Raw genomic sequence first — 26,084 nt, 5'->3', positions numbered from 1 at the left:
CCGGTGGACGGGGACCTACCGGCGGGCGGACGATGGGCGGGAAGAACGGCGGGAAAATGGGCGGGACGATGATAGGCGGCCTGACCACCGGCGGACACACGTTCGGCGGACAGGGCGCGACGCCCGGGGGAAACAGAGGGGGCATCTCGCCCTGCACCGCAATAATCCCCAGAGCGGTAATCTGCGGGGGAATGCTTTTTGTCATAACACCGTTATACCAGATATTCACGAGGTCGCCGGTACGAAAACGGCGAAACTCTGATGTATTTACAATGACCTGTTGCCGTGTATCCAGATCCAGCACGAGCAGACGCCCCAACTGAACCTCGATGACGATGGCCTGCATGATCATATTGGCACCTCCTAATCGGTATAACACATGATATGCCGATTCGAGGGGGAGCGAAACAGGATTTGTCTGCCGCCCCGGATGCCCCCGGATTGGGCCGCCGCTTTTTGCTTTGCGGCCTCAGCCTCTGACGCTTCGGGCAGGCCGCCCACACCGCTGATAACCTCCCAAGTATGCCGCAGGGCCGGGATTTATCATCCCGGCCCTGCGGCTATCACGAGGGATCTCCGCGTCCGCCCGGCAGAATCAGCGCTGAAATGACAAACAGGATGCCGACAATCAGCAGTCCGGCGTAACCGAGAGAAAAGACGGACGGGAATTTATCTGAAATATGGAAGAGGGTCAGCTTTCCCCAATCCATTACGGAGAACAGTCCGACGCTGCTCCACCACCCGTAGGTCATGGAAAACGCCCAGGCGCCCAAAAGCCCGCCCAGCACGGCGCTGACGGCTTTTCGGGCGCCGCCGCTGGAGGTGGCCGCCACGCAGGTGCCGGGACAAGTTCCGACCGTGCCAAATCCGATTCCGAACAGCAGCCCTCCGGTTATTACGCCGAGGTTCATCGTTTTTACGCTCAGGTGCCCGATATTCAAGAGTCCCGGCATACTGAAGAGGGACAGCAGAATGCTGGCAAACCCAATGGCCAAAACGATGGTCTTCATCAGCGTCAAATCCTCCAGCCTCAGCATTGAGACAATCTTTTTGGGGGAGGTCGCGCCGACCAGGTAGAGTGCATATCCAAAGAGAAGTCCGGAAATAATCGCAAGAACGATATCCATTCTATTTCCCTCCCCTGATTGCCGTCCGGCGGGCGATGAGCGCCGAGGGGATCGCCGTGGCAAAAGCCGCGGCGGCGAAGAAATAACCGCTGACGCTTCCCTGCATCATCCCGCTCATCATGTGGCCGCTGGTGCAGCCGTCCGCCATCCTTGCCCCGTACAGGATAATGAAGCCGCCCAGAAAGGCCGGCAGGTACCGGCGCAAGAAGCTCTGGCGTGGTGCTCCCGGAAGCTGCCCGGCGTCGCTCATCTGACTGCGGCGCTTCTTATCGTTCGCCGCATACGCGGCATAGGCGCCGACCGGAATTGCCAACACAAATACAAACTCGTAATTCCAAGGGTTCGCGATGGCTTGCGCCAGCTTGCCGCCGCCCCTGTCATAATAGGCGTTTGTGCTCTCATACCCGGTCCCGCGCTCGGGGTTTTCCGTGATAACCGTCTCGTCCACGGCGCTGTGGAGAATGCCGGAGAGCACGGAAAACTGGGTGGATACGCCGATGGGCTTCGCCAGCAAAACGGCAAGGAAAAAGACGGCGCCCAAAGCGAGGGCCCGGATTAGCCAAACCTGGTGTTTCATAAGTCGGTCTCCTTTTTGCGCTGTAAAAGCTGCTTTATAAAGGAATATTGTAGCCTGAAAGCCTCTCCGGTATTCGGTGAATCTGCCCCTGAAACTCATTGGGGGATGAAGGCGCGGTGAAAAAACAATAAACCCCCAGAGCCTTCGCGGCTCTGGGGGTTTATTTGCGTTCGTTATCAATCACACGGCGCGGGTGACCTTACCCGAACGGAGGCATCTGGTGCACACATGGACGTGCTTGGGCGCGCCGTCCACGATAGCCTTGACGCGCTTCACATTGGGCTTCCAGGGACGATTAGAGCGGCGGTGAGAGTGGGAAACCTGGATGCCGAATACGACGCCCTTATCGCAAAATTCACATTTGGCCATTCGCTTGAACCTCCTCGCTCGTCAGGTTTGCTTACAAAGCATCGAGTGATATGATAGCAGAAATAGAAAGAAAAAGCAAGTATTTTTTTCAAAACGCGACAGAAGATTTTTGTGCGCTGCATGGGGGGCGGGCGGCCGATTGGCGGGGGACGGCGGACGGGGCGGCATTGGGGCCGGCCGGGCCTGCGCGGTACGGTTTTTATTGTAAATGGAGGCCGGAGCGTGTATACTGAAGGGGACTAATGACAACAGGGAGGGAATGCCTGTGGAGAGCTTATACAGCGTTTCGCTGGAGAAACTAATCCAGGAGTTCAATCTGGAGGTGCTGCGGGGCGGCAGGGGCTACGAGCGCCGCGCCATCCGAACGGAGGACGTGAACCGCCCCGGCCTTCAGCTCATCGGCTTTTTCGACTACTTCGACCCCACCCGCATCCAGGTGCTGGGCAAGGTGGAGACCACCTATCTGTCGGGACTGACGGCGGAGGCCCGCCGGGCCTGCTTCGACAGCCTTTTGGCCCAGGATATCCCGGCCGTGGTGATCACCCGGGAGATGGAGCCCTTCCCCGAGTGCATGGAGATGGCGGAGAAGTACGACCGCACCATCCTGCGCACCCAGGAGACCACCTCGTCCTTTATGAGCGCGCTCATCGCCTACCTGCGCAGCGAGCTGTCCCCCCGCATCACACGCCACGGCGTGCTGGTGGAGATCTACGGCGAGGGCATCCTCCTGCTGGGCGAGTCCGGCGTGGGCAAGAGCGAGACCGCCATTGAGCTGGTGAAGCGGGGCCACCGCCTCATCGCAGACGACGCGGTGGAGATCAAGCGGGCCAGCGACAAGCGGCTCATCGGCACCGCGCCGGAGCTCATCCGCCACTATATCGAGCTGCGGGGCATCGGCGTCATCGACGTGCGGCGGCTGTTCGGCATGTCCGCCATCAAGGAGGCCTCCAGCATCGATCTGGTGGTCAATCTGGAGCAGTGGAAGGACGGCGCCATGTACGACCGCCTGGGCCTGGAGAACCTCTATTCCACCATCCTGGACGTCCAGGTGCCCGCTCTCACCGTGCCGGTGAAGCCCGGGCGGAATCTGGCGGTGATCATCGAGGTGGCGGCCATGAACAACCGCCACAAGAAGATGGGCTACAACGCCGCGCTGGAGTTCACCAAGCAGATCAACGAGCACTTTGACCAGGCCATGAGCCAGCAGATGGAGGCCCAGGAGAATCTGTAAATCGGCGTTTCACGCTGTTTTTTGCGGCGTATGCCCGCTGTGCGGGCATACCTGTGGTTTTGCCGCGGCACGGAGTGCCGCCCGGAAAAAAGCCGCCAAAGGGGGTGGGCAGTTGCCCGCCCTCTTTTTGTGTTTTTTTGCCTTGTTATTCCTTTTAATACCAAGTATAATATCACCCATACTGAGTTCCGGGAGGACGAGACTATGTGCGGAATCGTAGGATACATCGGCAGGGAGGAGGCCGCCCCCATTCTGCTGGACGGCTTGAGCCGTCTGGAGTACCGCGGCTATGACTCGGCGGGCATCGCCGTATGGTCTGAGGACGAGGGGCTGAAGGTGGTCAAGGCCAAGGGGCGGCTGCGGGTGCTGTCCGGCCTTGTGGAGGGGGGCGGGGCCGTCCGGGGGACCGTGGGCCTGGGCCACACGCGCTGGGCCACCCATGGGGAGCCCTCCGACGTGAATTCCCACCCCCATGTGAGCCGGAGCGGCCATATCGCGGTGGTCCACAACGGCATCATTGAAAACTATGTGGAGATTAAGGAATTTCTGCAGTCCAGGGGGGTGGCCTTCGCCTCCCAGACCGATACCGAGGTGGTGGCCCAGCTCCTGGAGTACTACTACCGGGGGGACATTCTGGAGGCGCTGACCAAGGTGCTCCACCGCATCGAGGGGGCCTATGCGCTGGGGGTGGTCTGCTCGGACTGCCCGGACAAGCTCATCGCCGCCCGGAAGGACAGCCCGCTGATTTTGGGCGTGGGGGAGGGCTTCAACTTCCTCGCCAGCGACGTGACCGCCGTCATCAAGTACACCAGGGAGGTCTGCTACCTGGACGACGGGGAGATCGCCGTCCTCACCGCGGACGGCATCCAGGTCATGAGCCACCCCTACCTCCAGCCCATCGAAAAGGAGCGGCACCATGTGGACTGGGAGATCTCCGCCGCGGAGAAGGGCGGGTACGAGCACTTCATGGCCAAGGAGATCATGGAGCAGCCCAAGGCCTTCCGGGAGACCGTCTTCCCCCGCATCCACGAGGGGCGGGTGGCGCTGGACGAGCTGACGGTGACGAGGGAGTACCTGGAGGGGCTGGATAAGGTGTGCATCATCGCCTGCGGCTCCTCCTACCATGTGGGCATGGCGGCCAAGTATACCCTGGAGCGGCTGCTGCGCAAGAATGTGGAGGTGACGCTGGCCTCGGAGTTCCGCTACTGCGACCCCATCGTCACCCACAGGACCCTGGCCCTGGTCATCTCCCAGTCGGGCGAGACCATCGACACCCTGGCCGCCCTGCGGGAGGCCCGCAGGCTGGGGGCCAGGGTGCTGTCCATCGTCAACGTGGTGGGCTCCACCATCGCCCGGGAGAGCGACGACGTGCTCTACACCTGGGCCGGGCCGGAGATCGCCGTGGCCACCACCAAGGCCTACTCCACCCAGCTCGCGCTGGTGTACCTCATCGGGCTCTGCTTCGCGGATCTGCTGGGGACCATCGGGCGGGCGGAGTACGACGAGATTGTGGCCGAGCTGCTGCGCATCCCCGCCAAGCTGGAGAGCATCCTGGAGCACCGGGAGGACGTGCAGTACTTCGCGTCCATCTACTTCAACCACCCTTCCATCTTCTTCATCGGGCGGAACATCGACTACGCCGTGGGCATGGAGGGCTCCCTCAAGCTGAAGGAGATCTCCTACATCCACTCCGAGGCCTACGCCGCAGGGGAGCTGAAGCACGGCACCATCTCCCTCATCGAGCCGGGCACCCTGGTGGTGGCCCTGGCCAGCTACGGCAAGCTCTACGAGAAGCTGATGAGCAATGTGGTGGAGGTCAAAAGCCGCGGGGCCGACGTGCTGGGCCTCACCACCCGGACCCATGCGGAGGCGATGGCCAAGACGGTGGACCATGTTATCGCCGTACCCGACACCCACCCCATGCTGCTGCCCACCCTGGACGTGGTGCCCATGCAGCTGTTCGCCTACTATGTGGCGCTGATGCGCGGGTGCGATATCGATAAGCCCAGGAACCTTGCCAAGTCGGTGACGGTGGAGTAGGGGCCGTATGCGCCGTACCGCGCCGCAGAGGTTCCAATCGTTTTGAATGGTGCAGAAATAATTTTATGGAAGCTGAAAAAAAGAAATGCTTTCGTCTGATTCCTATTGCTTTTTGCATTTGATGCATATATAATACGATTCACAAAGGCAGAGTAGGAATGCGCGTGCAGTGTCCCGGAAGGGACCCAGTGCCGGCGGGACGGGGAGTTGTCCGCCGGACGAAAAGTACCGAGTACTTGCAGTGCGTGTTCCGCATCCCGCTGCCGCATACCGGGGCTATTGCAAAAATACCTCCTCTGTGCGGCGTTCCCGTCATCAAAAGGGCGACGGGCTGCCAAAAACAGAAGGAGGTATTTTTGTGCCCATTTTACCAGAAGAACCGGTCCCGGAACCGATGACGGGGGCGGAGGCCATCGACTACATCCACAGCTATCACTGGCTGGGGAGCAGGCCGGGCCTCTCCCGCACCTTCGAGCTGCTGGAGCGGATGGGGAACCCGGAGCGCGGCCTGAAATTCATCCACGTGGTCGGCACCAACGGCAAGGGCTCCACCGCCGCGATGCTGGCGTCCATCCTGCGGGCGTCGGGGCTGAGGACGGGGCTTTACACCTCGCCCTATCTCCGGCGCTTCCACGAGCGCATCCGGGTGGACGGGGAGGAGATCTCCGACGCCGGGCTGGGGGAGGTCGCCGCCTTTGTCCGGCGGCACGCCGAGGGGATGGAGGACCACCCCACCGAGTTCGAGCTGGTCACCTGCATCGCGCTGGAGTACTTCAGGCGCCGCGGCTGCGGCGCGGTGGTGCTGGAGGCGGGCCTGGGCGGACGGCTGGACTCCACCAACGTCATCCCGCCGCCTGAGGCGGCGGTGGTGACCAACATCGGCCTGGACCACACCCAGCAGCTGGGGGACACCGTGGAGCTGATCGCCGCCGAGAAAGCCGCGGTCATCAAGCGCGGCTGCGTGGCCGTGATGTATCAGCAGAAGCCCTCCGTGATGGAGGTGGCGGCGGCGGTCTGCCGGGCCGAGGGCGTGCCCCTGCGGGTGGCCGACTTCTCCGCCCTGCGCACGCTGGAGGACAGCCGGGCGGGCCAGCGGTTTGACTACGGGCCCTTCCGCGATCTGCGCATCGGCCTGCTGGGGGCCCACCAGCAGCGCAACGCCGCCGTGGCGCTGGAGACCGTCCTGGCCCTGCGCGGCCGGGGCTGGACCATTCCGGACGGGGCGGTGCGGCAGGGGCTGGAGGAGACCCGCTGGCCCGGCCGGTTTGAGATCCTGGGGGAAGCCCCCTGGTTCGTTGTGGACGGGGGACACAATCCCCAGTGCGCGGGGACGGTGGCCGCCAATCTGGATACTTATTTCCCGGGGGAGAAGGCGGTTTTCCTCCTGGGCGTGCTGGCCGACAAGGACTACGCGGGGCTGATTGAGCAGGTGGCGTCCAGGGCTGCGGGCTTCGTGGCCGTCGCGCCCGAGAATCCGCGCGCCCTACCGGCCCAGGCGCTGGCGGACTGTCTGAGGGGCTGCGGCCTGCCCGTGCGCGTGTGCGGCAGCGTCCCCGAGGGGGTGGCCGCGGCGCGGGAGGCGGCGGGGCCGGAGGGCCTCGTCTGCGCTTTGGGCTCCCTCTACATGACGGGGACCGTCCGCGCCTGCTTTGGCCGCGAGTATTGACTGATACGCTCTTGTGAGGAGGAATATCGGATTGAAAAGGTTGAAACTGGATGTCCGGGCCATGGTACAGGTGGCCGCTCTGATTGCAATTGAAATCGTCCTCTCCCGCTTCTGTTCCATCGCCACGCCCATCGTCAAAATCGGCTTCGGCTTCGTGCCCATCGCCGTGTGCGGCATGCTGTACGGCCCCGTGTGGGCCGGCGTGGCCGGGGGCGCGGCCGATCTGCTGGGGGCGGTGCTGTTCCCCATCGGGGCCTATTTCCCCGGGTTTACCCTCTCCGCCGTCCTGACCGGCGTGGTCTTCGGCCTGCTCCTCCACAGGGAGAGGGCCGCCTGGCCCCGGCTGGCGCTGGCCGTGGCGGTCAACTGCCTGGGCATCAGCCTGTGCCTGTCCACCTACTGGCTCACCATCCTGACGGGCAGCCCCTTCCTGGCCCTTCTGCCCACCCGGATTGTGCAGAACCTCATTATGATCCCCATCCAGTTTATCGTCCTGCGCCTCATGCAGCACCCGGTCACGCTGTATCTGCGCAGGGCGCAGCACGCCTGAGGGCGTGGGAAACGCCCCCTGCGCCGCGGATGAAGGGGTAAAAGGCCCCGCCGCAGAATGAAATTTTCATTCTGCGGCGGGGCCTTTTGGGTTTTGAGCTACTCCGCCTCGTAGAGCTTAAGCTTCTCCATAATGGCGCTGACGGCGGCATCCAGGCCGGTCTTTCCGCTCCAGCAGTCCCGGGTCTCGTCGACGATGATCTCGAGCACCGTCTCGTCGTAGAGAATGGGGCTGTCCAGGGCCTTGAGCCGCTCCGCCATCGCCGCCCGGTATTCCTCGGGGGGATAGAGGACCGCCATGTTGACGGGGACGGTGGCCCCCTCCGCGTCATAGAAGGTGGTGCCGTAGGTGGAGAAGACGCCGTCGGTGCGCTCCTTGGTGTCCTGGGTGGAGGCCTCGAAGGCGGCGGCGGAGACGGGGATGCCCCTGCCCACCGCCTTGCCCTGGACCTCGTCCGAGAGGGCGGCCTCGATGAAGCGCCAGGCCAGGTCCTGCTGCCCCGACTGGGCGGAGACCCCCAGCATGGTGACGGGGAGGAAGGAGCCCCCGCCGAAGAGTGTGTCCGTACTGCCGTCCCCGGCGGCGTCGCTGGCGGTCCAGGCGGCGTAGAGGCCCTGGAAATGGATGAGGTTGCCCAAGTCCAGGCCGTTGTAGCCGGCGGTCCAGCCCAGGGGGCCGAAGTCGAAGTCGGTGGTGAAGTCGTTCTCCGACTCCGCCTCCTCCGGGTCGTCCCGCAGGTCGGTGATGCGCTTGATCTGCTCCAGGAAGCCGGAGAGCTTTTCCCGGTCCATCCTGCCCCCGCCGTCCTGGAGGGAGGCGGCGCAGACGGGGTAGAGGACGCTGAGGTAGTTTCTGGAGGAGTCGAAGATAAAGGGAGTGCGGAAGGAGGGCTTGTTGGACTCCAGCCAGTCGGCCATGGAGGCGAGGTCGTGAATGGCGCCCATGGCGTCGTCGGACCCGTGGAGCATGGGCACCTGGAACTGGGCGGGGACGGCGTAAATTTCGCCGCCGGGCCGGGCGAGGGAGACGGTGATGTTGGTGAGCAGCCCGCCCGCCGCGCTCAGCTCCTCCAGCGGGGCGGAGAGGTCGGCCAGTACGGCCTTGTCGATGTAGGAGTCCATGGGCAGGCCGTCCAGCACCAGCACGTCCGGCCCCTTGCCCGCCACAAGCTGGGTGTTCAGCGCCCGGACGGCGTCGTCCCGGGTGACGGAGCCGTCGGCGGGGATGCCGGTCTGATAGGTGACGTGGACGCCGGGGTCGGTGGCCTGGAAGGCGGAGATGGCCTGGAGGATGAGGGGGTCCTCCTCCAGGGAGTAGATGGTCAGCTCCGTGTCTGGCAGGGTGGGTACGTCGGGGTCGTAGGCGTAGGAGTAGAGCAGCCACTCCCGGTTGCTCCAGCCCAGCACCAGATAGCTGCCGCCGTCGGGGACCGCCAGGCCCATCCGGGAGATGGAGGGGGTGGAGAGGGAGGTGAGCGCGCCGTCGGCCAGCCGCTCCAGGGTGTCGCTGCCGTCCACGGCGCGGTAGAGGCCCTTGGGGTCGGCGAAGTAGAGGGAGCCGTCGGACCCGTAGGACATCACCCGGTACTTATTGCCGTCGTAGGTGTCGACGGGCGGGACCTGGGCGGGGAGGGAGCCGGTCTCCCTGCCGGTGGTCAGGTCGTAGAAGACGATGCGCCCGGCCTCGGAGACCGCCAGGGTATTGCCGCTGACGGCATAGCCGTCGTTCCAGCTGCCGCCGTCGGCGGTGGGGGCGGTGTAGACGTTCTTCACGGACCCCGTGGCCGGGTCCACCTGGATAAATTCGGTCCAGCAGTCCAGGATGAAGTCGCCGTTTTCCGCCACCTGGAAGCCGGTGATGCCGGAGCCGTCGGAGGAGGCGGGAACCGCGCCGTCGTAGAGGACCATCGTCTCGCCGTCCAGCCGGGCGAAGCACTCGCCGTTCTCGCCGTCCTCGGAGTAGATGTTGAGGTAGAAGTAGAGCGTGCCGTCTCCGTCCCAGGCCACGGTCTCGGGAGCGTAGATATTGTCGTCCCGGTTGAGGTCGTCAATCCAGGCGTGCTGCTCCTCGGTCCAGGTGGAGCCGCCGTCGGCGGAGCGGTAGGCGCGCAGGTAGATGTGCCCGCTGCCGTCGGTGGGGCGGGGGTAGCCCAGCAGCTCGATGGAGCCGTCGTCGGCGGCGTGGAGGCCCAGGACCATGGCGAAGTCGGCGGGCAGGGCCGCCGGGGTCTCCACATAGCGGCCCATGGCGGGGGCGGTGGACTTGGGGTCTCCGGCCGTGCAGCCGGAGACCCCAAGCAGGGCCAGGGCCAGCGTGAGCGCAATGAGACGCTTGAGGTGTGGTTTCATTTCAAAATGCCTCCAATATGACGCGGAGAGTTTACCGCTTAAGACGGTGGTGAGCGCAGAACGCAGTGCCGCCCGCTCCCGCCCCTGCGTGATTGTCCTTTGGGCTTTCCCGCCCGCGCCGATGTGATGGATAGAGCATAGCAGGGAAATCTCTAAGCCTTCCTCGAAAGATTCTTTCGATTTTATGAACAGGACGGGGCGGGAGGGCGGCGGGTTTTTAGACAATTTAGAGATAACTGTGGTACAATCATACCATAATCGGGAGGTGGCGGCGATGCGGATTTTAATGGTAGAGGACGACAGAAAGCTGTGCGAGGCGGTGTGCTACCAGCTGGAGCGGGAGGGCTTCACCGTGGACGTGTGCAGCGACGGGGACGACGGCCTGCGCTGGATCCGCCAGCAGGCCCACGACCTCGTCATCCTGGACCGGATGCTTCCCACCATGAGCGGCACCACCGTCCTCAGCCGGATGCGCGCCGACGGCATTGCCACCCCCGTGCTGATTGTCACCGCCCTGGACACGGTGGCCAACCGGGTGGAGGGGCTGGAGGCCGGGGCGGACGACTATCTGGTCAAGCCCTTCGCCATGGAGGAGCTGATCGCCCGCATCCGGGCCATGGGCCGGCGGCCCCGGGGCTGGGAGAGCGCCGCCCGGCTCCGCCTGGGCCGGGTGACCTTCGACCCGGCCCAGCGCATTCTGAGCGGTCCGGCGGGGGAGTGCTCCCTCTCCCACCGGGAGGGGGACCTGATGGAGGCTTTGCTTCGCAATCCCGGCCAGACCCTCCCACGGAGCGTGCTCCTCTCCCGGGTCTGGGGGCCCGACGCGCCGGTGGAGGAGGGGAATTTGGACAACTACGTCTACTTTCTCCGCCGCCGCCTGAATCAGGTGGGGGGCGGCCTGGAGGTCAAAACAGTCCGGGGCGTGGGCTACCGCCTGGAGCAGGCCGATGGCTGAGCACGGGGGAGAGGAGGCCCTTTTCCGCCGCCTCCGCCTCCGGCTGACGGTCCTCTGCATCGCCGCCACGGGGGTGATTGTCCTGGGCATGTCCGGCGCGGCCCTGGCCGTGAGCCAGATTCAGCTGACCGCCAAGGCGGAGGCGGCCTTTCAGAGCGACGTGAACGCCATTTTGTACCACCTGCGCAGCCAGACCGTGGTGGACCACACCTGGATCTCCCAGACGGAGGCGGGCGGGAACCTGACCCTCTACCTGGAGCTCTCCGGACAGCCCATCCTCTACGCGGCGGCGGACGGCGGCGGGCGGCGGGAGCTGGTGGAGCGGGCCAGGGCGGCGGCGTGGCAGGGCTACGGCGTCGACCTGAGCCTGGAGCCGGATCTGCGCTGCCAGCCGGACCAGACCGCCTTCTTTTTTGAGGACGGCGGGCTCGCGCGCTATCGGGCGGCCGTGGCTAAGGTCCCCCAGGAGAAGGGTTGGATTGGGGCGCTGGTCATCCAGTCCATGGCGGAGGAGGAGCGGGAGCTCGCCGTTCAGCGGACGGCCTTTGGGGCCTTCACCCTGGCGGCGCTGGTGCTGCTGGCGTTGTTCGCGTGGTATTTCACCGGGCGGGCCGTCCGTCCCCTGGCGGAGAGCAGGCGGCGGCAGAATGAGTTTATCGCCGCGGCCTCCCATGAGCTGCGCTCGCCCCTGGCGGTGATTCATGCCAGCCTGTCGGCGCTGAAGGATGCTGCGCCTGAAAAGGCGGAGCACTTTACGCAGCTCGCGGACGGCGAGTGTATGCGGATGTCCCGCCTGGTGGGGGATATGCTGGCCCTGGCCAACGCCGACAGCGGGAGCTGGACCATGTACCTGGAGGACGCGGAGCCGGAGACCCTGCTGCTGGACGTGGCGGAGGGCTTCGAGCACGCGGCCCGGGAGAAGGGCGTCCGCCTGGCGGTGGCGCTGCCCGAAAAGGCGCTGGGGCGCTTCCGGTGGGACCGGCAGCGGATGGTCCAGGCGCTCACCGTTCTGACGGACAACGGCCTTTCCTATACGCCGGCGGGCGGCAGCCTGGGGATGGGCGTGGAGCGGGCGGGGAGCGGCGTGCGCTTCACCGTGGCGGACACCGGCCCCGGCATCCCGGACGGGGAGAAGGAGCGGGTCTTCGAGCGGTTCTACCGGACCGACCGCGCCCGGACCGACCGTGAGCACTACGGACTGGGGCTGTGCATCGCCCGGGAGATCATCTCCCTCCACGGCGGGACCATCCGCGCGGAGGATACTCCGGGCGGCGGCGCGACCTTTGTGGTGGAGCTGCCCGGGGAGGGAAGGGTGTAGACGGGCTGCATGACCTCTGGGGCTCGATTCCTCGGGAAAAAGCCGCCCCATCCGTCATGAGAAGCGTCAATTTCTCAGGCCCATGTCCCCGGAAATAACGGAGTTTCATTTGACTGCGCCGTCCGCGGACGGCGCAGCTCTGCGAGGCTTGCCCTGCGCAGAATTTTTAGACAGCCCGAGCGCCCCGGCGTCAACATCATTGACGCCGGGGCGCTCTCTTTTTGCCTATTTGCTGCGGATGAAGAGGATGCCCAGGGTATTGGGGCCGCAGTGGGAGGAGACGGTGCAGCCCGCCCTGGTCTCGATGACCCGCCGGAAGGACCGGTACTTGGAAATCTCCGCCCGGACGGCCTCCACCGCCTCGGCGGGGGCGTCGGGGTGTGTGATGAAGATACGCTCGGTCTCAATATCGTCCCGGCCCTGGAGCCGGTCCCTCACGTAGTCCGTCAGGCACTTCTGGAAGGAGCCGCGGTATTTCTTCACCACGCCCATCTTTCCGTCCCTCACCTCAATGCAGGGCTTGAGCCTGAGCAGGTTGGCCCCCAGCATGGTCACGGCGCTGCAGCGCCCGCCCTTGACCATGTAGTCCAGCCGGTCGATGATGAAGCTGGCCTCCACCCGGGGGGTGAGGCCGTTGAGGAAGGTGACGATGTCCCGCACCTCCATGCCCGCCTCGGCGGCCAGCGCGGCCTCCACCACCACATGGCCGTGGCCGGAGGAGAGGTTGCGGGAGTCCACCACGTAGACGTTGTCGAAATCGCCCGCGGCGATGCAGGCGTTTTGGAAGCAGGAGGAGAAATCGGCGCTGATGGTGATGTGGATGACCGCCTCGTACCGGGGGGAGAGGCGCTCGAACACGTCGTGGTACTCGCCCACGCTGACGGCGGCGGTGGTGGTGATATCGCCCCCGGCGTCCACATGGCGGAAGATATCGGCGGGAGTAATCTCCACCCCGTCCCGGTAGGGCCTGCCGTCCTTGACGATGGACAGAGGGACAATTTCAATATCATGGGCGGCGACGAGGTCCGCCGTCAGGTCGCAGGTGCTGTCGGAGGTAATTTTGACTGCCATAAAGCGCTCCTTTCCGGCGGCGCGGGGCGCTGCCGGGGGTTTGAATTCCATCGTATGATATCCTTTATTGTAATGCCAAATCTCCCGGGAAGCAAGCCCCGCCTTTGGAGGACTCCGGCGGAGGAGCGGGCCGCCGCGGCCGGACGGAGGCGGATATCAAGAGAAAACAATTCTATAACTGTGTTGATTTATCCAGATACAGTATCAAAAAATGAAGGCAAACAGAGGCGGTATTTGGTATACTCATACAAACAAAATGGAAAATAAAAAGCAATACCTGCAAATTTAGGGGGTATTTTGTCCTTTTTTGCAAAAGTGATGGAAGAAACAGTTAAACTGTCTGGAAAAAATAGTACAGTGCATATGGGGCCAGTGCAGATAAATGCGCCCGGTCCGCAGAGGCCGGAGAGGGGGAGAGAGGACCTGGGGGTTCCAATCAGGGCGGTATCAAATCATTGAGGAAGCGCCGGACGGCGCGGGGAGGTAAACGATGAAAAGAATGCTGTCAATCCTGCTGACGGTCTCCATCCTGCTCGGAGTGCTGGCGCTGCCCGCACAGGGGGCGGAGCCGGGCGTCACCGTGACGGAGACCACCGTGACCATCGCGCGGGAGAACTACACGATTCAGATTGAAAAGGCGGGCTTCCGCTATGGATTTTACCGGCCGGACGGCACGGTGATCGTGGACGCGCATACCCAGTCCGGCGTATGCTTCGGCAGCGCCGGGGGTGTGTCCTACCCGGTGACGGAGTCCGAGTACACTGGGATGGAGGGCGATACCGCCTGCTTTGCCGTGACCAATGAGCAGGGCGGCAGGGCGGAGGTAAAGCTCCACTTGTCCGAGCGCTATGTGCAGTTTGAAATTCTCCCCGTGCCGGGCGGCGCGGAGCCGGCCGCGGCCAATCTGCCGGAGGTGCTGGACGCCGGCGGGGAAGGCGGCGCACTGCTGGTGAAGGGGAGCCTGAGCGGCGGGGACGCCACGGTTTGGAAGCTGGCGGACGGCCTTGTGCCGGGCGGCGACTATACGGTGGAGGCCAGGGTAAAGCTGCCGGAGGACGGCACCCGTTCGGCGGGCGTCTACTCCCATTTCAACGCTGCAAACGGCTTTCACCTCTTCTTTATCAAGCCGGGCATGGTGATGCTCAAGCGGCTGAATGAGGACGGTACGTCGGTGGATTTCAGCGTCTCCGCGCCCGTCGATATTCAAAAAGGCACCTGGTACGCCCTGAAGCTGGTCTCCACGGGCAGCCGGCTGCAGGGCTATGTGGACGGTAAGCTTGTGGTGGACGTGGAGGACACAACGGCGTCCGCCGGGCTGCTGACGGGTACGGCGGGCCTGCGGGCGGACAAAATGGACGCCTGGTTCGACGACTTCCGGGTGACGAGCAACGACGGGCAGACCGTCTACTACGAGAACGACTTTGAGAGCGGCGACGTGGAGCAGCTCAGGAAGTCCCTCGCCTATGTGATGGGCGCGGACCGCCTGGAGCTGACCCGTGCGCCCGCCGCAGTGCGCTATCTGGAGCTGGTGGGCAATTCCCTCTCCACCGCCGTGACCGGCGAGGCGGACTGGAGGGACTACACCGTCAGCGCGGGGACGTCCTTCGCCAAGGGGGACGAGGAGACCGCCCACGGCCTGATTTTCGGCTATCAGGACGAGAACAATTACTACGACTTCCGCTTCGGCGCGCAGGAGACGCTGTACCTCTGCAAGACCGTGGACGGTGTGGAGACCGTCGTTCAATCCGCGGCGAAGCCCTATGGCTTTGATAAGCGCTATGTGCTGGCGGCCACCATGAGGGACGGACAGATTACCTGCTCCCTGGACGGCGAGACCGTCCTCACCGCGGCGGATGGCACCTTCACATCCGGCCTGGCCGGCGTCCGCACGAAGGACTCCACCAGCCTGACGGACAGCTTCCTGGTGACCTCCGCGTCGGGCGGGGAGCTCTTCCGGGACGATTTTGCGGCTGAGACTTTGAGCGGCGACTGGACCGTGGCCGGCTCCGGCAGAGTGACCGACGGCACGGAGGAGCCGCAGCCCGATCCGGAGCCTGCGGAAGACTACTACGTCATCGACGCCCGGCTGGCCGGCGGCATCGAGTATATGTACGGCCTGGGGGACTACGGCGCCCACGGAAACACGGGTATGGGCGTGCGGGAGACCTCCAACGTGGTGGGCGTCAACCGCCTGAAGGAGGGGGACTTCACCAACAAGAACAGCACCGCCCGCTTCATCAGCAATTTCTCCGTCGCGCCCCAGCTCGGCTTTGCCCAGGTGCTCTTCGAGAGCGACGACAAGCGGGTGGCCATCACCGGGGACCAGACCCTCCTGGGGGTCTGCCGGGCCAAAAAGGTGGATGGGCTTTACTACTTCTTCGGCACCATGGAGGAGATCTACGGCGACTACAAGCAGGTGCGCAACGCTTTGGGCTATGTGGACGCCAAGCCCCACTTCGAGATGTTCGGCCTGGGGTGGGAGGCCTTCGGCTCGCTGGGCTGGAACGCCTACCAGGCGTCCGTGACGGACACCCTGACCGACTACCTGGAGAGCGGCTACAACCTCACCTGGGGCGTCATCGGCTCCGGCTTCTGGAAGGGGGACCGCAAGGGGCTGGAGGGAACCACCACCAGCTTCGGCATGTGGGACGACACGGCGGACCCGGCGGGGCGGAAGGACGGCCTGCCCAACCCCCGCTTCCCGGACCCGGACGGGCTCAAGCAGTTTTTCAGCGAAAACGGCATGAAGCTCCTGGTGGGCCTGCGCAACCACATCAAGCTGCCCGAAAGCTACAAGGGCGTCAGATACGGCGGGAAATCGGATGCGTCGGTGGACGGCGATTTCGTCTACGAGGCGCTGGACAAGGGCTATTTCCTCACCAACGACGACGGCAGCCTGTACACCGTCAGCGCCAAGTACCCCACCGGCGGCATCGAGCCCCGTGGCCCTGTGGGCGTTATTGACGCGGAGAACCCCGAGGCGGTGAAGTGGTTCTCCGACCATGCCGACCTCTGGGGTGTGGACGGCTTCAAGGAAGACTGCATGATGCTCCAGACCACCCACCACGACGACAACTGGAACAAGCTGCAGCAGTATATGGCGGAGGAGAAGGACAACTGCCTCATCGTCCGCAACGCCTCCTACTGCCTGCCCGGCGACGTCCTGCGCATCAACGACGCAAACTACGGAGCCAATAACAACAGCTTCAACAACTCCCCCGACCGCATGGTCATCAACTCCCTCGCCTACGCGGCCAGCGGCCAGTCCAACGTCTACCCGGACATCATCGGCGGCACCGGCGCGGACGTCCACAATCCCGCCAATCAGAACTACATCGTCCGCAACGCCTATATGGCGGCCCTGTGCCCCAGCCAGTCCGTGGGCGTCAACGTGCTGAAGATGGACGACCAGGAGAAGAAGGACGCCGCCTTCAAGGCCATCAACTGGCACAGCACCTATGCGCCCTACATCTACGACGCCGCCCTCAAGAGCTATGAGACCGGCTACCCCCTCTCCATGACGCCCCTCTACATCGCCTATCCTGAGGACGACGCGGTCTACGATATGATTAACAGCGAAAAGCGGATGTTCCAGTGGATGCTGGGCGAGTCCGTGCTGGCCGCGCCCCTCTTCGGCACCGACCACCTGACCGCCCACAGCCGGGACGTCTACCTGCCCGAGGGCAGGTGGATTCAGTACGACACCGGCGAGGTGTTCGAGGGCCCCGTCACCCTGAAGGACCGCGAGGCGCCCATTGACCAGATGCCCGCCTTCATCGGCGGCAAGGGCGTCCTGGTGGGCGAGGATATGGAGCACAAGGGGAGCTACTTCGCCGAGGTGTTCCCCGTGGCGGGGAAGGGCTCGGTCTACGAGTACACCTTCGTGGACGGCGCGACCAAATCCACCGTTACAAACCGCAACGACGGCTGGTCCGTATCCACGCTGGAGGTGTACGACGTCACCGCCGAGGAGACCGTGGAGTTCGAGTACAACGAGGTCAACGGCTCCATCAAGTTCCCCTTTGAGGCGGGGCACAGCTACGAGCTGAGGGGCGGCGAGGGCACGGGCGCCGTGGTCTCCGCCGCGCTCAAGGCGGAGAAAACCGAGCTTTGGATTGGCGAGCGGGCCGGGACCGCCCTGAGCGCCCGGCTGGACGACGGCGGCTTCGCGGAGCTGGACGGGGCCGCCGTGCGCTACCGCTCCTCGGACGAGGCCGTGGCCGCCGTGGACGGCGCTGGCGTCATTGACGCCAGGGCCGCGGGCACGGCGGAGATCACCGCGGAGGTGACGCTGGAGGACCGCAGCGGCGTCATCGTCACAGTCGTCTCCAACGCGGTCCCGGTGGAGGTCGCCGCCAGCGCCGTTGAAATCCTGAGCCCGGCGGCCGAGGTAACCGAGGACTTCGGAGGCGATCTCAGCGGGTGGACCGACCATACGGGCGGCTATGCGGTGTCCGGCGGCACGCTGACCTATCTGAATACCGACGGCGGGGCGCGGGGTACCATTGTGACGGCGGCCGGTATCGGCGACGACTATACCATTGAGGTGGACGTGACGCCCACGGAGCTGATTGACAAGAAGACCTTCGGACTCACCTTCCGCTATCAGGACAGCAACAACAATTACCTGTTTGTCTATACGCCCGGGACCGGCATCCGCTTCTTGAAACGGGCGGACAATGAAATTAAGCAGAATGTCACGGACAGCAGCTTTACAATGGCGGCTGGACAGACCTATCATTTTAAAGCGGTGATTGAGGGCGAACACTTTGTCCTGTATATCGACGGAGACAAAATCCTGGATGTGGAGGATGACGGCAAGTCCCCGGCACTGACGACCGGGCCCTGTGGCATGTACACCAGCGGACAGCGGGCGGAGTACGACAATGTGTCGATTACCTCCTCCGTGACCGCCTTCCCCTTTGCGCTCTCAGGGACCGCCCGGAGCGGCGACCGCGTGGCGCTGAGCTTCGCGGGGTACGAGGACACCGCCGCGCTGAGCAGGGACGGCGCGTGGTCCTACACGGTCCACTACCTGCCCCGGGGGACCCACGGGGTCACCGCGCGGCTCCTGAGCCGGGACGGGGCTGTCCTGGCGGAGGCGGCGGGGAGCATCGTGGTGGATACGGACGCCCCCGTGCCCGACAGGACAAAGCTGGAGAAAGCGGTCGAGAACGCGAAAAAGGCGGAGCTTGACGGCATGACCGAGGCCTCTCTGGAGGTTTATCAGGCCGCGCTGGACGCGGCGGAGCGGCTTTTGAAGGGGCAGGCGGACCAGCAGACGCTGGACGCAGCGGCAGACGCGCTGGATGCGGCGGTGAGCGCCCTGGAGCGGGAGATCGCCGTCTGGGGGGACACGGCCGTGACCACCGCCCGGAAAAAGGCCCTGCGGGAGCTGCGGGAGATCTATGAGTCCATGGACCCGGCCGGCGCCTGCGCCTGCCGGAAGGCCCGCCTGGAGCAGGCCCTCTCCGACGGCGAGAGGGCCGTCCGGACCGCGGCGGCCAAGTCGAAGGTCAACGCCGCCCTGGAGGCGGCCAGGACGGCGCTGGAGGCGGCGGTCTGCCCGAGCGATGCCTTTACCGACGTCGGGCGGAACGCCTGGTACCACGACGCGGTGGACATGATGCTGGAGCGCGGATACATGGAGGGCGTCGGCGCGGGCCGCTTTGACGCGGACGGCACGCTGAGCCGCGCCCAGCTGGTGACCATTCTGCACCGCATGGCGGGCAGCCCCGCGCCGAAGGGCGGGGCGGAGCCCTTTGCCGACGTGGAGGCCGGCCTCTGGTACGCCGACGCGGTGGCCTGGGCGGCGGAGAACGGCGTGGTCGCCGGCGACGGCAGAGGCAGCTTCCGGCCGGAGGGCGCGATCACCCGGGAGCAGATCGCGCTCATCCTCTACCGCTATACCGGCGCGGAGCAGCCCGGGGAGAGCGGCGTGCTGGCGCCGTTCACGGACGCGGGGGAGGTCTCCGGCTATGCCGCCGACGCAATGTGCTGGGCGGTGGGCCTGGGCCTTATCAGCGGCGGAGCGGGTGCGGACGGCAGGCTCTGCCTGATGCCGGGCGGCGCGGCCACCCGCGCGCAGATTGCCCAGATTCTCGCCCGCCATCTGGCGGCGCAGCCCGGGGAATAGGCCGGGCCTCCGGCCACAATTTCAAAGAATTGCAGCAGGGGCTGCCGCGGTATGCGCGGCGGCCCCTGCCCGCATGTCGGGGGGCCGGGGCCGGGCGGGGCGAAATAAGAACAATTTGAAAAAACTTGGCCGAACCTCTATGCAAAAGGGTAAACTTATATTAAAATAGGGAGGATATAAAATGCCTGAAGTATGGAAGCAAAATACAGCAACGAAAGGGTCGAGTTTATGACGAAACCTCAGTATAAGCGCGTGCTCATCAAAATCAGCGGCGAGGCGCTGGCCGGCGCTGCCTCCCGGGGCCTGGACTTCGGCGTCATCGGCGAGGTCTGCCATGTGATTAAGAAGTGCGCCGACGCGGGCGTCCAGGTGGGCGTCGTGGTGGGCGGCGGCAACTTTTGGCGGGGCGTGAAGGACGGGGGCGACAAGATGGAGCGCACCCGGGCCGACCATATGGGCATGCTGGCCACCACCCTCAACTGTCTGGCCCTGGCCGACGTGATGGAGCAGGCCGGCCTGGAGGTCCGGGTCCAGACCGCCATTGAGATGCGCGCCATCGCCGAGCCCTACATCCGCTCCCGCGCCATCCGGCACCTGGAGAAGGGGAGGGTGGTCATCTTCGGCTGCGGCACCGGCAACCCCTTCTTCTCCACCGATACCGCTGCCGTCCTCCGGGCCGCCGAAATCGACGCCGACGCGATTCTGCTTGCCAAGAACATCGACGGCGTCTACTCCGCCGACCCCAACAAGGACCCCAGCGCCGTGAAATACGACACCATCACCTACGACGAGATCCTGGCCCAGCACCTGGAGGTCATGGACTCCACCGCCACGTCCCTGTCCATGGACAACAAGATTCCCGTCATCCTCTTCGCCCTCAAGGACCCGGAGAACATCTACCGCGTGGTCATGGGTGAGAAAATCGGCACCATTGTGAAGGAGGCATAAGGATATGAAAGAGATCAACAAGGAATACGACGCAAAGATGCAGAAGACCATCGACGTGGTTATGAGCGACTTCGCCAGCGTCCGCGCCGGCCGCGCCAACGCCGCCGTGCTGGACCGGATCACCGTGGACTACTACGGCAGCCCCACCCCCCTCAACCAGGTGGCCAGCATCTCCTCGCCCGATCCCCGCTCCCTGGCCATCCAGCCCTGGGACGCCTCCCTCCTCAAGGCCATCGAGAAGGCCATCCAGACCTCCGACCTGGGCATCAACCCCCAGAACGACGGGCGCATCATCCGCCTGAGCTTCCCCCAGCTCACCGAGGAGCGCCGCAAGGAGCTCACCAAGCAGGTGAAGAAGTACGCCGAGGGCGGCAAGGTGGCCGTGCGCAACATCCGCCGGGACGCCATGGACAAGTTCAAGGCCATGGAGAAGAAGGCCGAGATCACCGAGGACGACCTGAAGGACTACGAGAAGGAACTCCAGGATATGACCGACAGGCGCTGCAAGCAGATTGACGAGCTCTGCGAGAAGAAGGAAGCCGAGCTGATGGCGGTTTAACCCTCCGGGGGCTGTAAGCGGCAGGAGCAATTCTGCCGCTTGCGGCCCTTAAGCCTGGTTTCGCTTCGCGAAATTGGTGCGGAACGCATTCGCGTTCCGCACCTCAATCTTATATTTAGGAAGTCGGTTATGCCTTTTTTCAAACCTAGGGAAAATACCGCCGCGCTGGTGGATTTCACCCGTCTGCCCCGGCACGTCGCCATCATCATGGACGGCAACGGCCGCTGGGCCAAGAAGCGCGGCCTGCCCCGCACCGCCGGCCACGCGGCCGGCGCGGAGAATTTTCGGACCATCGCCACGTACTGCAAGGAAATCGGGTTAGAATATCTCACAGTGTACGCCTTCTCCACCGAGAACTGGAAGCGCCCCTCCGACGAGGTGGCCGCCATCATGGGCCTTTTGAAGAAATACCTCATCGAGGCCATTGAGAAGATGGAGCGGGACAGGGTCAAGATGTGCTTTTTCGGGGATCTCTCGCCCCTGCCGGAGGACCTGCGGCTCCTCTGCGAGCAGACCAGGGAGATCTCCAGGCACTACGACGGCGTGCAGGTAAACATCTGCCTCAACTACGGCGGCCGGGACGAGCTGATCCGGGCGGCCAAGGCCTTCGCCATGGACTGCGCGTCCGGCAGGGCGGACCCCAACCACCTGTCGGAGGGGCAGTTTTCCGGCTATCTCTTCTCCCGGGGCGTGCCCGATCCGGATCTGGTGATCCGCCCCAGCGGCGAGCTGCGTATCTCCAATTTCCTGCTGTGGCAGTCGGCCTATTCCGAGTTCTACTATACCGACGTGCTCTGGCCCGATTTCAGTAAAGACGAGCTCCACCGCGCGCTGGCCGCCTACCAGCGCCGGCAGCGGAGATTCGGAGGTGTCACAAATGCGTAAACGTATTCTGGTGGCGGTGGTCTGCATCCCGCTCATTTTCGTGGTGTTCTTCGCCCTGCCGCCCATCTTCCTGCCCATTATGATCTCGGCCCTCTCCATGATCGCCCTCCATGAGGTGCTCTGGTCCACGGGCTTTGTGAAGAACTCCAAAATCTCCGCCCTGTCCATCGCCCTGTCCGGCGTGATCCCCTTCTGGGTCTTCATCGGCGAGGGGATGCGCTCCGCCCTGTGCGGTATTTTCATCTACTTTGTGCTGATTTTTGCTGTGGCCATCTCCAGCCACTACACCGTCACGCTGGAGAAGATGGGCGGCTCCTTCTTCTTTGCCATGCTGATCCCCTATTTCCTCTCCTCCTTCGTGCGGCTCAACGCCATGAATTCGGGGGACGTGAATATCGGGCGGTATCTCATCCTCCTCCCCCTGGTGGCCGCCTTCACCAGCGACGCCTTCGCCCTCTTCGCGGGCATGGCCTTCGGCAAGCACAAGCTGGCGCCCGAGCTCTCCCCCAAGAAGACGGTGGAGGGGGCCGTGGGCGGCTTTGTCGGCGCGATCATCTGCTGCATCATTTACGGCGCGGTCATCCGCTATTTCTTCGGCATGCAGGTGAACTACGCGTACCTGGCCGTTTACGGCGCGCTGGGCAGCGTGGTCGCCCAGCTGGGCGATCTGTCCTTCTCCTATATCAAGCGGCAGTACGGCCTCAAGGATTTCGGCAACATCTTCCCCGGCCACGGCGGCGTGCTGGATCGGTTCGACAGCGTGATTTTCTGCGCCCCCCTCATTGAGATTCTGATCCACTGGCTGCCGGCCGTTTCCATCTAGGGGGCGGCTTGATACCCGCCGGTTTCGCGCCCAGCGGCGCGGACGGACGACAGATTGTTTCCGCTCCGCGGAAATTCCGCGAAGCTCCACAAGGAGACGTTTTCATGCATAGACATATTTCAATTCTGGGCTCCACAGGCTCCATCGGGCGGCAGTCGTTGGACGTGATTGCCGCGTGCGGCATGACGGTGGCCGCGCTGACCGCCAACCGGGATGCAGCTTTAGTCGAGGCCCAGGCCCGGCGGTTCAAGCCGGAGCTGGCCGTGATGATGGACGGCGCCGCGGCGGACGATCTGCGCGTCCGCCTGGCCGACACCTCCGTCCGGGTGGCCTCCGGGCCGGAGGGCCTCATGGAGGCCGCCACCCTGGAGCGCGCCGACACGGTGATCACCGCCGTGGTGGGCGTGGTGGGCCTGAGGCCCACCCTGGCCGCCGTTGAGCGGGGCAAGCGCATTGCCCTGGCCAACAAGGAGACCCTGGTCTGCGGCGGCGAGCTGGTGATGGACGGCGCCGCCGCCCACGGCGCGGAGGTTGTGCCCGTGGACTCGGAGCACTCGGCCCTCTTCCAGTGCCTCCAGGGCTGCCAGGACAGGGGGGAGGTCAGGCGCCTCATCCTCACCGCCTCCGGCGGACCCTTCTTCGGCTATTCGCGGCAGGCGCTGGAGCGCGTCACCCTGGAGCAGGCGCTGCGTCATCCCAACTGGTCCATGGGCGCGAAGATCACCGTGGACTCCGCGACGCTGATGAACAAGGGCCTGGAGTATATCGAGGCCATGCGGCTGTACGCCATGCCATGTGAAAAAATTTCCATCGTGGTCCACCGGGAGAGTATAGTTCACTCGCTGGTGGAATACTGTGATAATGCCATGCTGGCCCAGCTGGGCACGGCGGACATGCGCCTGCCCATCCAGTACGCGCTGACCTGGCCGGCGCGGACGGACGCGGTTGCCGGGTCCCTGGATCTGCTCTCCTGCCCGCCCCTGACCTTTGCCCAGCCCGATCTGGACGCCTTCCCCTGCCTGCGCCTCGCCATGGACGCGGCAAGGACCGGCGGCACCGCCACCGCCGTTCTCAACGGCGCAAACGAGGCGGCGGTGGGCCTTTTCCTGGAGGGGAAAATCCGCTTTATGGACATTCCCGCCATGGTGGAGCGGGCGCTGAGCCGGGTGAAGAGCGTCCAAAATCCAACCCTGGAGGACATCCTGGACGCCGACGCCGCGGCCCGCGCCGCCGCAGCTCTGTAGAATCGCCCGTCCCCCGTACCCGTAAAGGAGAAATTTCAGCTTATGATCATTGTCTATATCCTGGTCGCCATCCTCATGTTCGGCATCCTCATCGCCGTACACGAATTCGGCCACTTCGCCGCCGCCAAGCTGCTGGGGGTGAAGGTCAACGAGTTCGCCATCGGCATGGGGCCCCGCATCCTGCACAGGCAGAAGGGGGAGACCGAGTACACCCTGCGGCTGTTCCCCATCGGCGGCTTCTGCGCCATGGAGGGGGAGGAGGAGGACTCCCACGACCCCCGGGCCTTCAACAACAAGCCCGCCTGGAAGCGGTTCATCATCCTGGCGGCCGGGGCGTTCATGAACTTCCTCACCGGCGTGCTCATCTTTTTCTTCCTGCTGGTGGGCTCCGCATCACCCATCGCCGTGACCGACACTCTGACCACCACCACCATCGACCGCTTCATGACCGGCTTTCCCCTGGAGGGGGAGAACGGCCTGCTGCCCGGGGACCGGATTGTGGAGGTGGACGGCCACGCCGTCTATCTCCGCGAGGACATCGACCTCTTCTTCAGCCGGGCGGGGGCGACCATGGACCTGACGGTGGAGCGGGACGGGCGGCGCGTGGAGCTGAAGGACCTGCCTCTCCAGAAGCAGGAGTACGAGGGGGAGGGGCTGAGATACGGGCTCTACTTCGCCCAGAAGGAGGCGACCCTCCTGGATAAGCTCCAGCTCACCTGGTACAACGCCATCGACACGGTGCGCCTGGTGTGGGTGAGCCTGGGCGATCTGGTGTCGGGCGCGGTGGGCATCCGGGATATGTCCGGGCCGGTGGGCATCGTGACCATGATAAGCGACGTGGGAACCAACGCGGGCAGCGCGCTGCTGGCGGTGCGGGGCATCCTCTATTTCGTGGCCTTCATCGCCATCAACCTGGCGGTGATGAACCTGCTGCCCATTCCCGCCCTGGACGGCGGGCAGATCCTGTTCCTGGTGGTGGATAAGATTTACGGTCTGTTCACCCGGAAACGCATCGACCAGAAGTACCTGGGCTATATCAACGGCGCGGGCTTCATTCTGCTCATCGGGCTGATGGTGGTCGTGGCGTTCAGCGACGTGATGAAGCTCTTTGGAAAGTAGGCCTCCCCTGGGGGAGGCGGCGCGGCCGGGCCGCGGCGGAGAGGTGTTACTCAATATGACAAAGCAGATTATGGTGGGCGGCGTCCCCGTGGGCGGGGGCGCGCCCGTTACCATTCAGTCCATGTGCAATACCCGTACCGACGACGTGGAGGCCACGGTGGCGCAGATCCTCCGGCTGGAGGCCGCAGGGTGCCAGATCGTCCGGGTGGCGGTGCCGGACATGGCCGCCGCCCGGGCGGTGGGGGCCATCCGGGAGCGCATTCACATCCCGCTGGTGGTGGACATCCATTTCGACTACAAGCTGGCGTTGGAGTGCGTGGCCGCGGGCTGCGACAAGGTCCGCATCAACCCCGGCAACATCGGGGGGGAAGACCGGGTGAAAGCCGTAGCGGACGCCTGCCGGGGGCGGGGCATCCCCATCCGGATCGGCGTCAACGGCGGGTCCCTGGAGAAGCCCCTCCTGGCCAAATACGGCGGCGTGACGCCGGAGGCCCTGGTGGAGTCCGCCTTCGGGCACATTGAGCTGCTACATAAGTTCGACTTCGACGACATCTGCGTCTCTCTCAAGTCCTCCAGCGTGCCGGTGACCGTCGGGGCCTACCGGCTGATGAGCGAGAAAAGCAATTATCCTTTACATCTGGGCGTCACGGAGACGGGCACCCCCCGGATGGGGGTGCTCAAATCCGCCGTGGGCATCGGCGGCCTGCTGGCCATGGGCATCGGCGACACCGTCCGGGTGTCCCTCTCCGCCGACCCCGTCGAGGAGGTCTGCGCTGCCCGGGATATTTTGAAGGTCTCCGGCGTGCGGCGGGAGGGGCCGGAGCTCATCGCCTGTCCCACCTGCGGGCGGACCCGCATCGACCTCATCGCCCTCGCCAACGAGGTGGAGGCCCGGCTGGAGTCGGTGGATAAGCCCATCACCGTGGCGGTGATGGGCTGCGTGGTCAACGGCCCCGGGGAGGCGTCCGCCGCCGACGTGGGCATTGCCGGGGGAGACGGCGTGGGCCTGCTCTTCCGCCGGGGCGAGATTGTGAAGAAGGTCCCCCAGGAGGCCCTGGTGGACGAGCTGTTCGAGCTGATAGAGGCCCTGTAATACTTAGGATGAACTGAATGTGTGT

General features: G+C 64.6%; 19 protein-coding genes and 1 riboswitch. Of the genes, 14 read left to right on the top strand and 5 right to left on the bottom strand.

Translation table 11 applies throughout. The features are described 5' to 3' along the window. Window positions 1-563 precede the first annotated feature (563 nt). The 3 genes from H8S62_RS03010 to rpmB form a co-directional block, all read right to left on the bottom strand. Window positions 564-1,127 carry a DUF6691 family protein gene (locus H8S62_RS03010; RefSeq protein WP_186918419.1) on the bottom strand — a complete coding sequence of 188 codons (564 nt, stop codon included), beginning with the start codon at window positions 1,125-1,127 and terminating at the stop codon, window positions 564-566. A 1-nt stretch (window position 1,128) separates the two neighbouring features. Continuing rightward, window positions 1,129-1,704: a YeeE/YedE thiosulfate transporter family protein gene (locus H8S62_RS03005; RefSeq protein ID WP_186918418.1), complete on the bottom strand. Its 576-nt coding sequence runs from the start codon at window positions 1,702-1,704 to the stop codon at window positions 1,129-1,131. Window positions 1,705-1,884: 180 nt separating this feature from the next. Further along, complete coding sequence (gene rpmB / locus H8S62_RS03000) at window positions 1,885-2,073, bottom strand: 50S ribosomal protein L28 (RefSeq protein WP_155149493.1); 189 nt, start codon at window positions 2,071-2,073, stop codon at window positions 1,885-1,887. A 265-nt stretch (window positions 2,074-2,338) separates the two neighbouring features. Here rpmB and hprK point away from each other — a divergent pair, with 265 nt between their 5' ends. The 4 genes from hprK (at window position 2,339) to H8S62_RS02980 (ending at window position 7,560) form a co-directional block, all read left to right on the top strand. Beyond that, window positions 2,339-3,304 carry an HPr(Ser) kinase/phosphatase gene (gene hprK, locus H8S62_RS02995; RefSeq protein WP_256283628.1) on the top strand — a complete coding sequence of 322 codons (966 nt, stop codon included), beginning with the start codon at window positions 2,339-2,341 and terminating at the stop codon, window positions 3,302-3,304. A 204-nt stretch (window positions 3,305-3,508) separates the two neighbouring features. Next, window positions 3,509-5,344: a glutamine--fructose-6-phosphate transaminase (isomerizing) gene (glmS, locus tag H8S62_RS02990; protein WP_155149497.1), complete on the top strand. Its 1,836-nt coding sequence runs from the start codon at window positions 3,509-3,511 to the stop codon at window positions 5,342-5,344. Between the two features lie 146 nt (window positions 5,345-5,490). After that, window positions 5,491-5,609: riboswitch (THF riboswitch) on the top strand. Window positions 5,610-5,702: 93 nt separating this feature from the next. After that, window positions 5,703-7,010 (top strand): bifunctional folylpolyglutamate synthase/dihydrofolate synthase, encoded by a 1,308-nt coding sequence (locus tag H8S62_RS02985; RefSeq protein ID WP_341481006.1) that lies wholly within the window; start codon window positions 5,703-5,705, stop codon window positions 7,008-7,010. Between the two features lie 31 nt (window positions 7,011-7,041). Continuing rightward, window positions 7,042-7,560, top strand: a complete 519-nt coding sequence (locus tag H8S62_RS02980) for a folate family ECF transporter S component (protein WP_243255286.1) — start codon at window positions 7,042-7,044, stop codon at window positions 7,558-7,560. Between the two features lie 98 nt (window positions 7,561-7,658). Here the strand turns inward: H8S62_RS02980 and H8S62_RS02975 are convergent, their stop codons facing one another. Continuing rightward, window positions 7,659-9,908, bottom strand: a complete 2,250-nt coding sequence (locus tag H8S62_RS02975) for an extracellular solute-binding protein (protein WP_186918417.1) — start codon at window positions 9,906-9,908, stop codon at window positions 7,659-7,661. A 274-nt stretch (window positions 9,909-10,182) separates the two neighbouring features. On the opposite strand from H8S62_RS02975, the gene H8S62_RS02970 reads away from it, so the two are divergent. Together H8S62_RS02970 and H8S62_RS02965 are read left to right on the top strand one after the other, a co-directional pair. Further along, window positions 10,183-10,863: a response regulator transcription factor gene (locus H8S62_RS02970; RefSeq protein WP_155149501.1), complete on the top strand. Its 681-nt coding sequence runs from the start codon at window positions 10,183-10,185 to the stop codon at window positions 10,861-10,863. After that, complete coding sequence (locus H8S62_RS02965) at window positions 10,856-12,181, top strand: sensor histidine kinase (RefSeq protein ID WP_155149504.1); 1,326 nt, start codon at window positions 10,856-10,858, stop codon at window positions 12,179-12,181. Before H8S62_RS02970 ends, H8S62_RS02965 begins: the two co-directional genes overlap by 8 nt. 225 nt (window positions 12,182-12,406) lie before the next feature. Here the strand turns inward: H8S62_RS02965 and H8S62_RS02960 are convergent, their stop codons facing one another. Beyond that, window positions 12,407-13,252 (bottom strand): DegV family protein, encoded by an 846-nt coding sequence (locus H8S62_RS02960; protein ID WP_155149506.1) that lies wholly within the window; start codon window positions 13,250-13,252, stop codon window positions 12,407-12,409. Window positions 13,253-13,742: 490 nt separating this feature from the next. Here H8S62_RS02960 and H8S62_RS02955 point away from each other — a divergent pair, with 490 nt between their 5' ends. The 8 genes from H8S62_RS02955 (at window position 13,743) to ispG (ending at window position 26,059) form a co-directional block, all read left to right on the top strand. Further along, window positions 13,743-19,388, top strand: coding sequence for an S-layer homology domain-containing protein (locus H8S62_RS02955; protein ID WP_186918416.1), 5,646 nt, complete (start codon window positions 13,743-13,745; stop codon window positions 19,386-19,388). Between the two features lie 228 nt (window positions 19,389-19,616). Then, window positions 19,617-20,336 (top strand): UMP kinase, encoded by a 720-nt coding sequence (gene pyrH, locus H8S62_RS02950; protein WP_155149511.1) that lies wholly within the window; start codon window positions 19,617-19,619, stop codon window positions 20,334-20,336. A gap of 4 nt (window positions 20,337-20,340) precedes the next feature. After that, on the top strand, window positions 20,341-20,895 hold the full coding sequence (gene frr / locus H8S62_RS02945; protein ID WP_155149514.1) for a ribosome recycling factor: 555 nt from the start codon (window positions 20,341-20,343) through the stop codon (window positions 20,893-20,895). 129 nt (window positions 20,896-21,024) lie between these two features. Continuing rightward, window positions 21,025-21,780, top strand: a complete 756-nt coding sequence (locus H8S62_RS02940) for an isoprenyl transferase (protein WP_186918415.1) — start codon at window positions 21,025-21,027, stop codon at window positions 21,778-21,780. Next, window positions 21,773-22,603 carry a phosphatidate cytidylyltransferase gene (locus H8S62_RS02935; RefSeq protein WP_186918414.1) on the top strand — a complete coding sequence of 277 codons (831 nt, stop codon included), beginning with the start codon at window positions 21,773-21,775 and terminating at the stop codon, window positions 22,601-22,603. Before H8S62_RS02940 ends, H8S62_RS02935 begins: the two co-directional genes overlap by 8 nt. Before the next feature lie 104 nt (window positions 22,604-22,707). Beyond that, a complete protein-coding gene (locus H8S62_RS02930; RefSeq protein WP_186918413.1) occupies window positions 22,708-23,847 on the top strand; it encodes a 1-deoxy-D-xylulose-5-phosphate reductoisomerase in 1,140 nt (379 codons plus the stop codon). Between the two features lie 42 nt (window positions 23,848-23,889). Further along, window positions 23,890-24,966 carry a M50 family metallopeptidase gene (locus tag H8S62_RS02925; protein ID WP_186918412.1) on the top strand — a complete coding sequence of 359 codons (1,077 nt, stop codon included), beginning with the start codon at window positions 23,890-23,892 and terminating at the stop codon, window positions 24,964-24,966. A 55-nt stretch (window positions 24,967-25,021) separates the two neighbouring features. Beyond that, window positions 25,022-26,059, top strand: coding sequence for a flavodoxin-dependent (E)-4-hydroxy-3-methylbut-2-enyl-diphosphate synthase (gene ispG / locus H8S62_RS02920; protein ID WP_155149522.1), 1,038 nt, complete (start codon window positions 25,022-25,024; stop codon window positions 26,057-26,059). The last annotated feature ends 25 nt before the right edge of the window (window positions 26,060-26,084 follow it).

Source organism: Lawsonibacter faecis, from assembly GCF_014287675.1.
GTDB classification, from domain to species: Bacteria; Bacillota; Clostridia; order Oscillospirales; family Oscillospiraceae; genus Pseudoflavonifractor; species Pseudoflavonifractor faecis.
The sequence above is the reverse complement of the archived record's forward strand: the minus strand, read 5'-3'. Positions and strand labels throughout refer to the sequence as shown.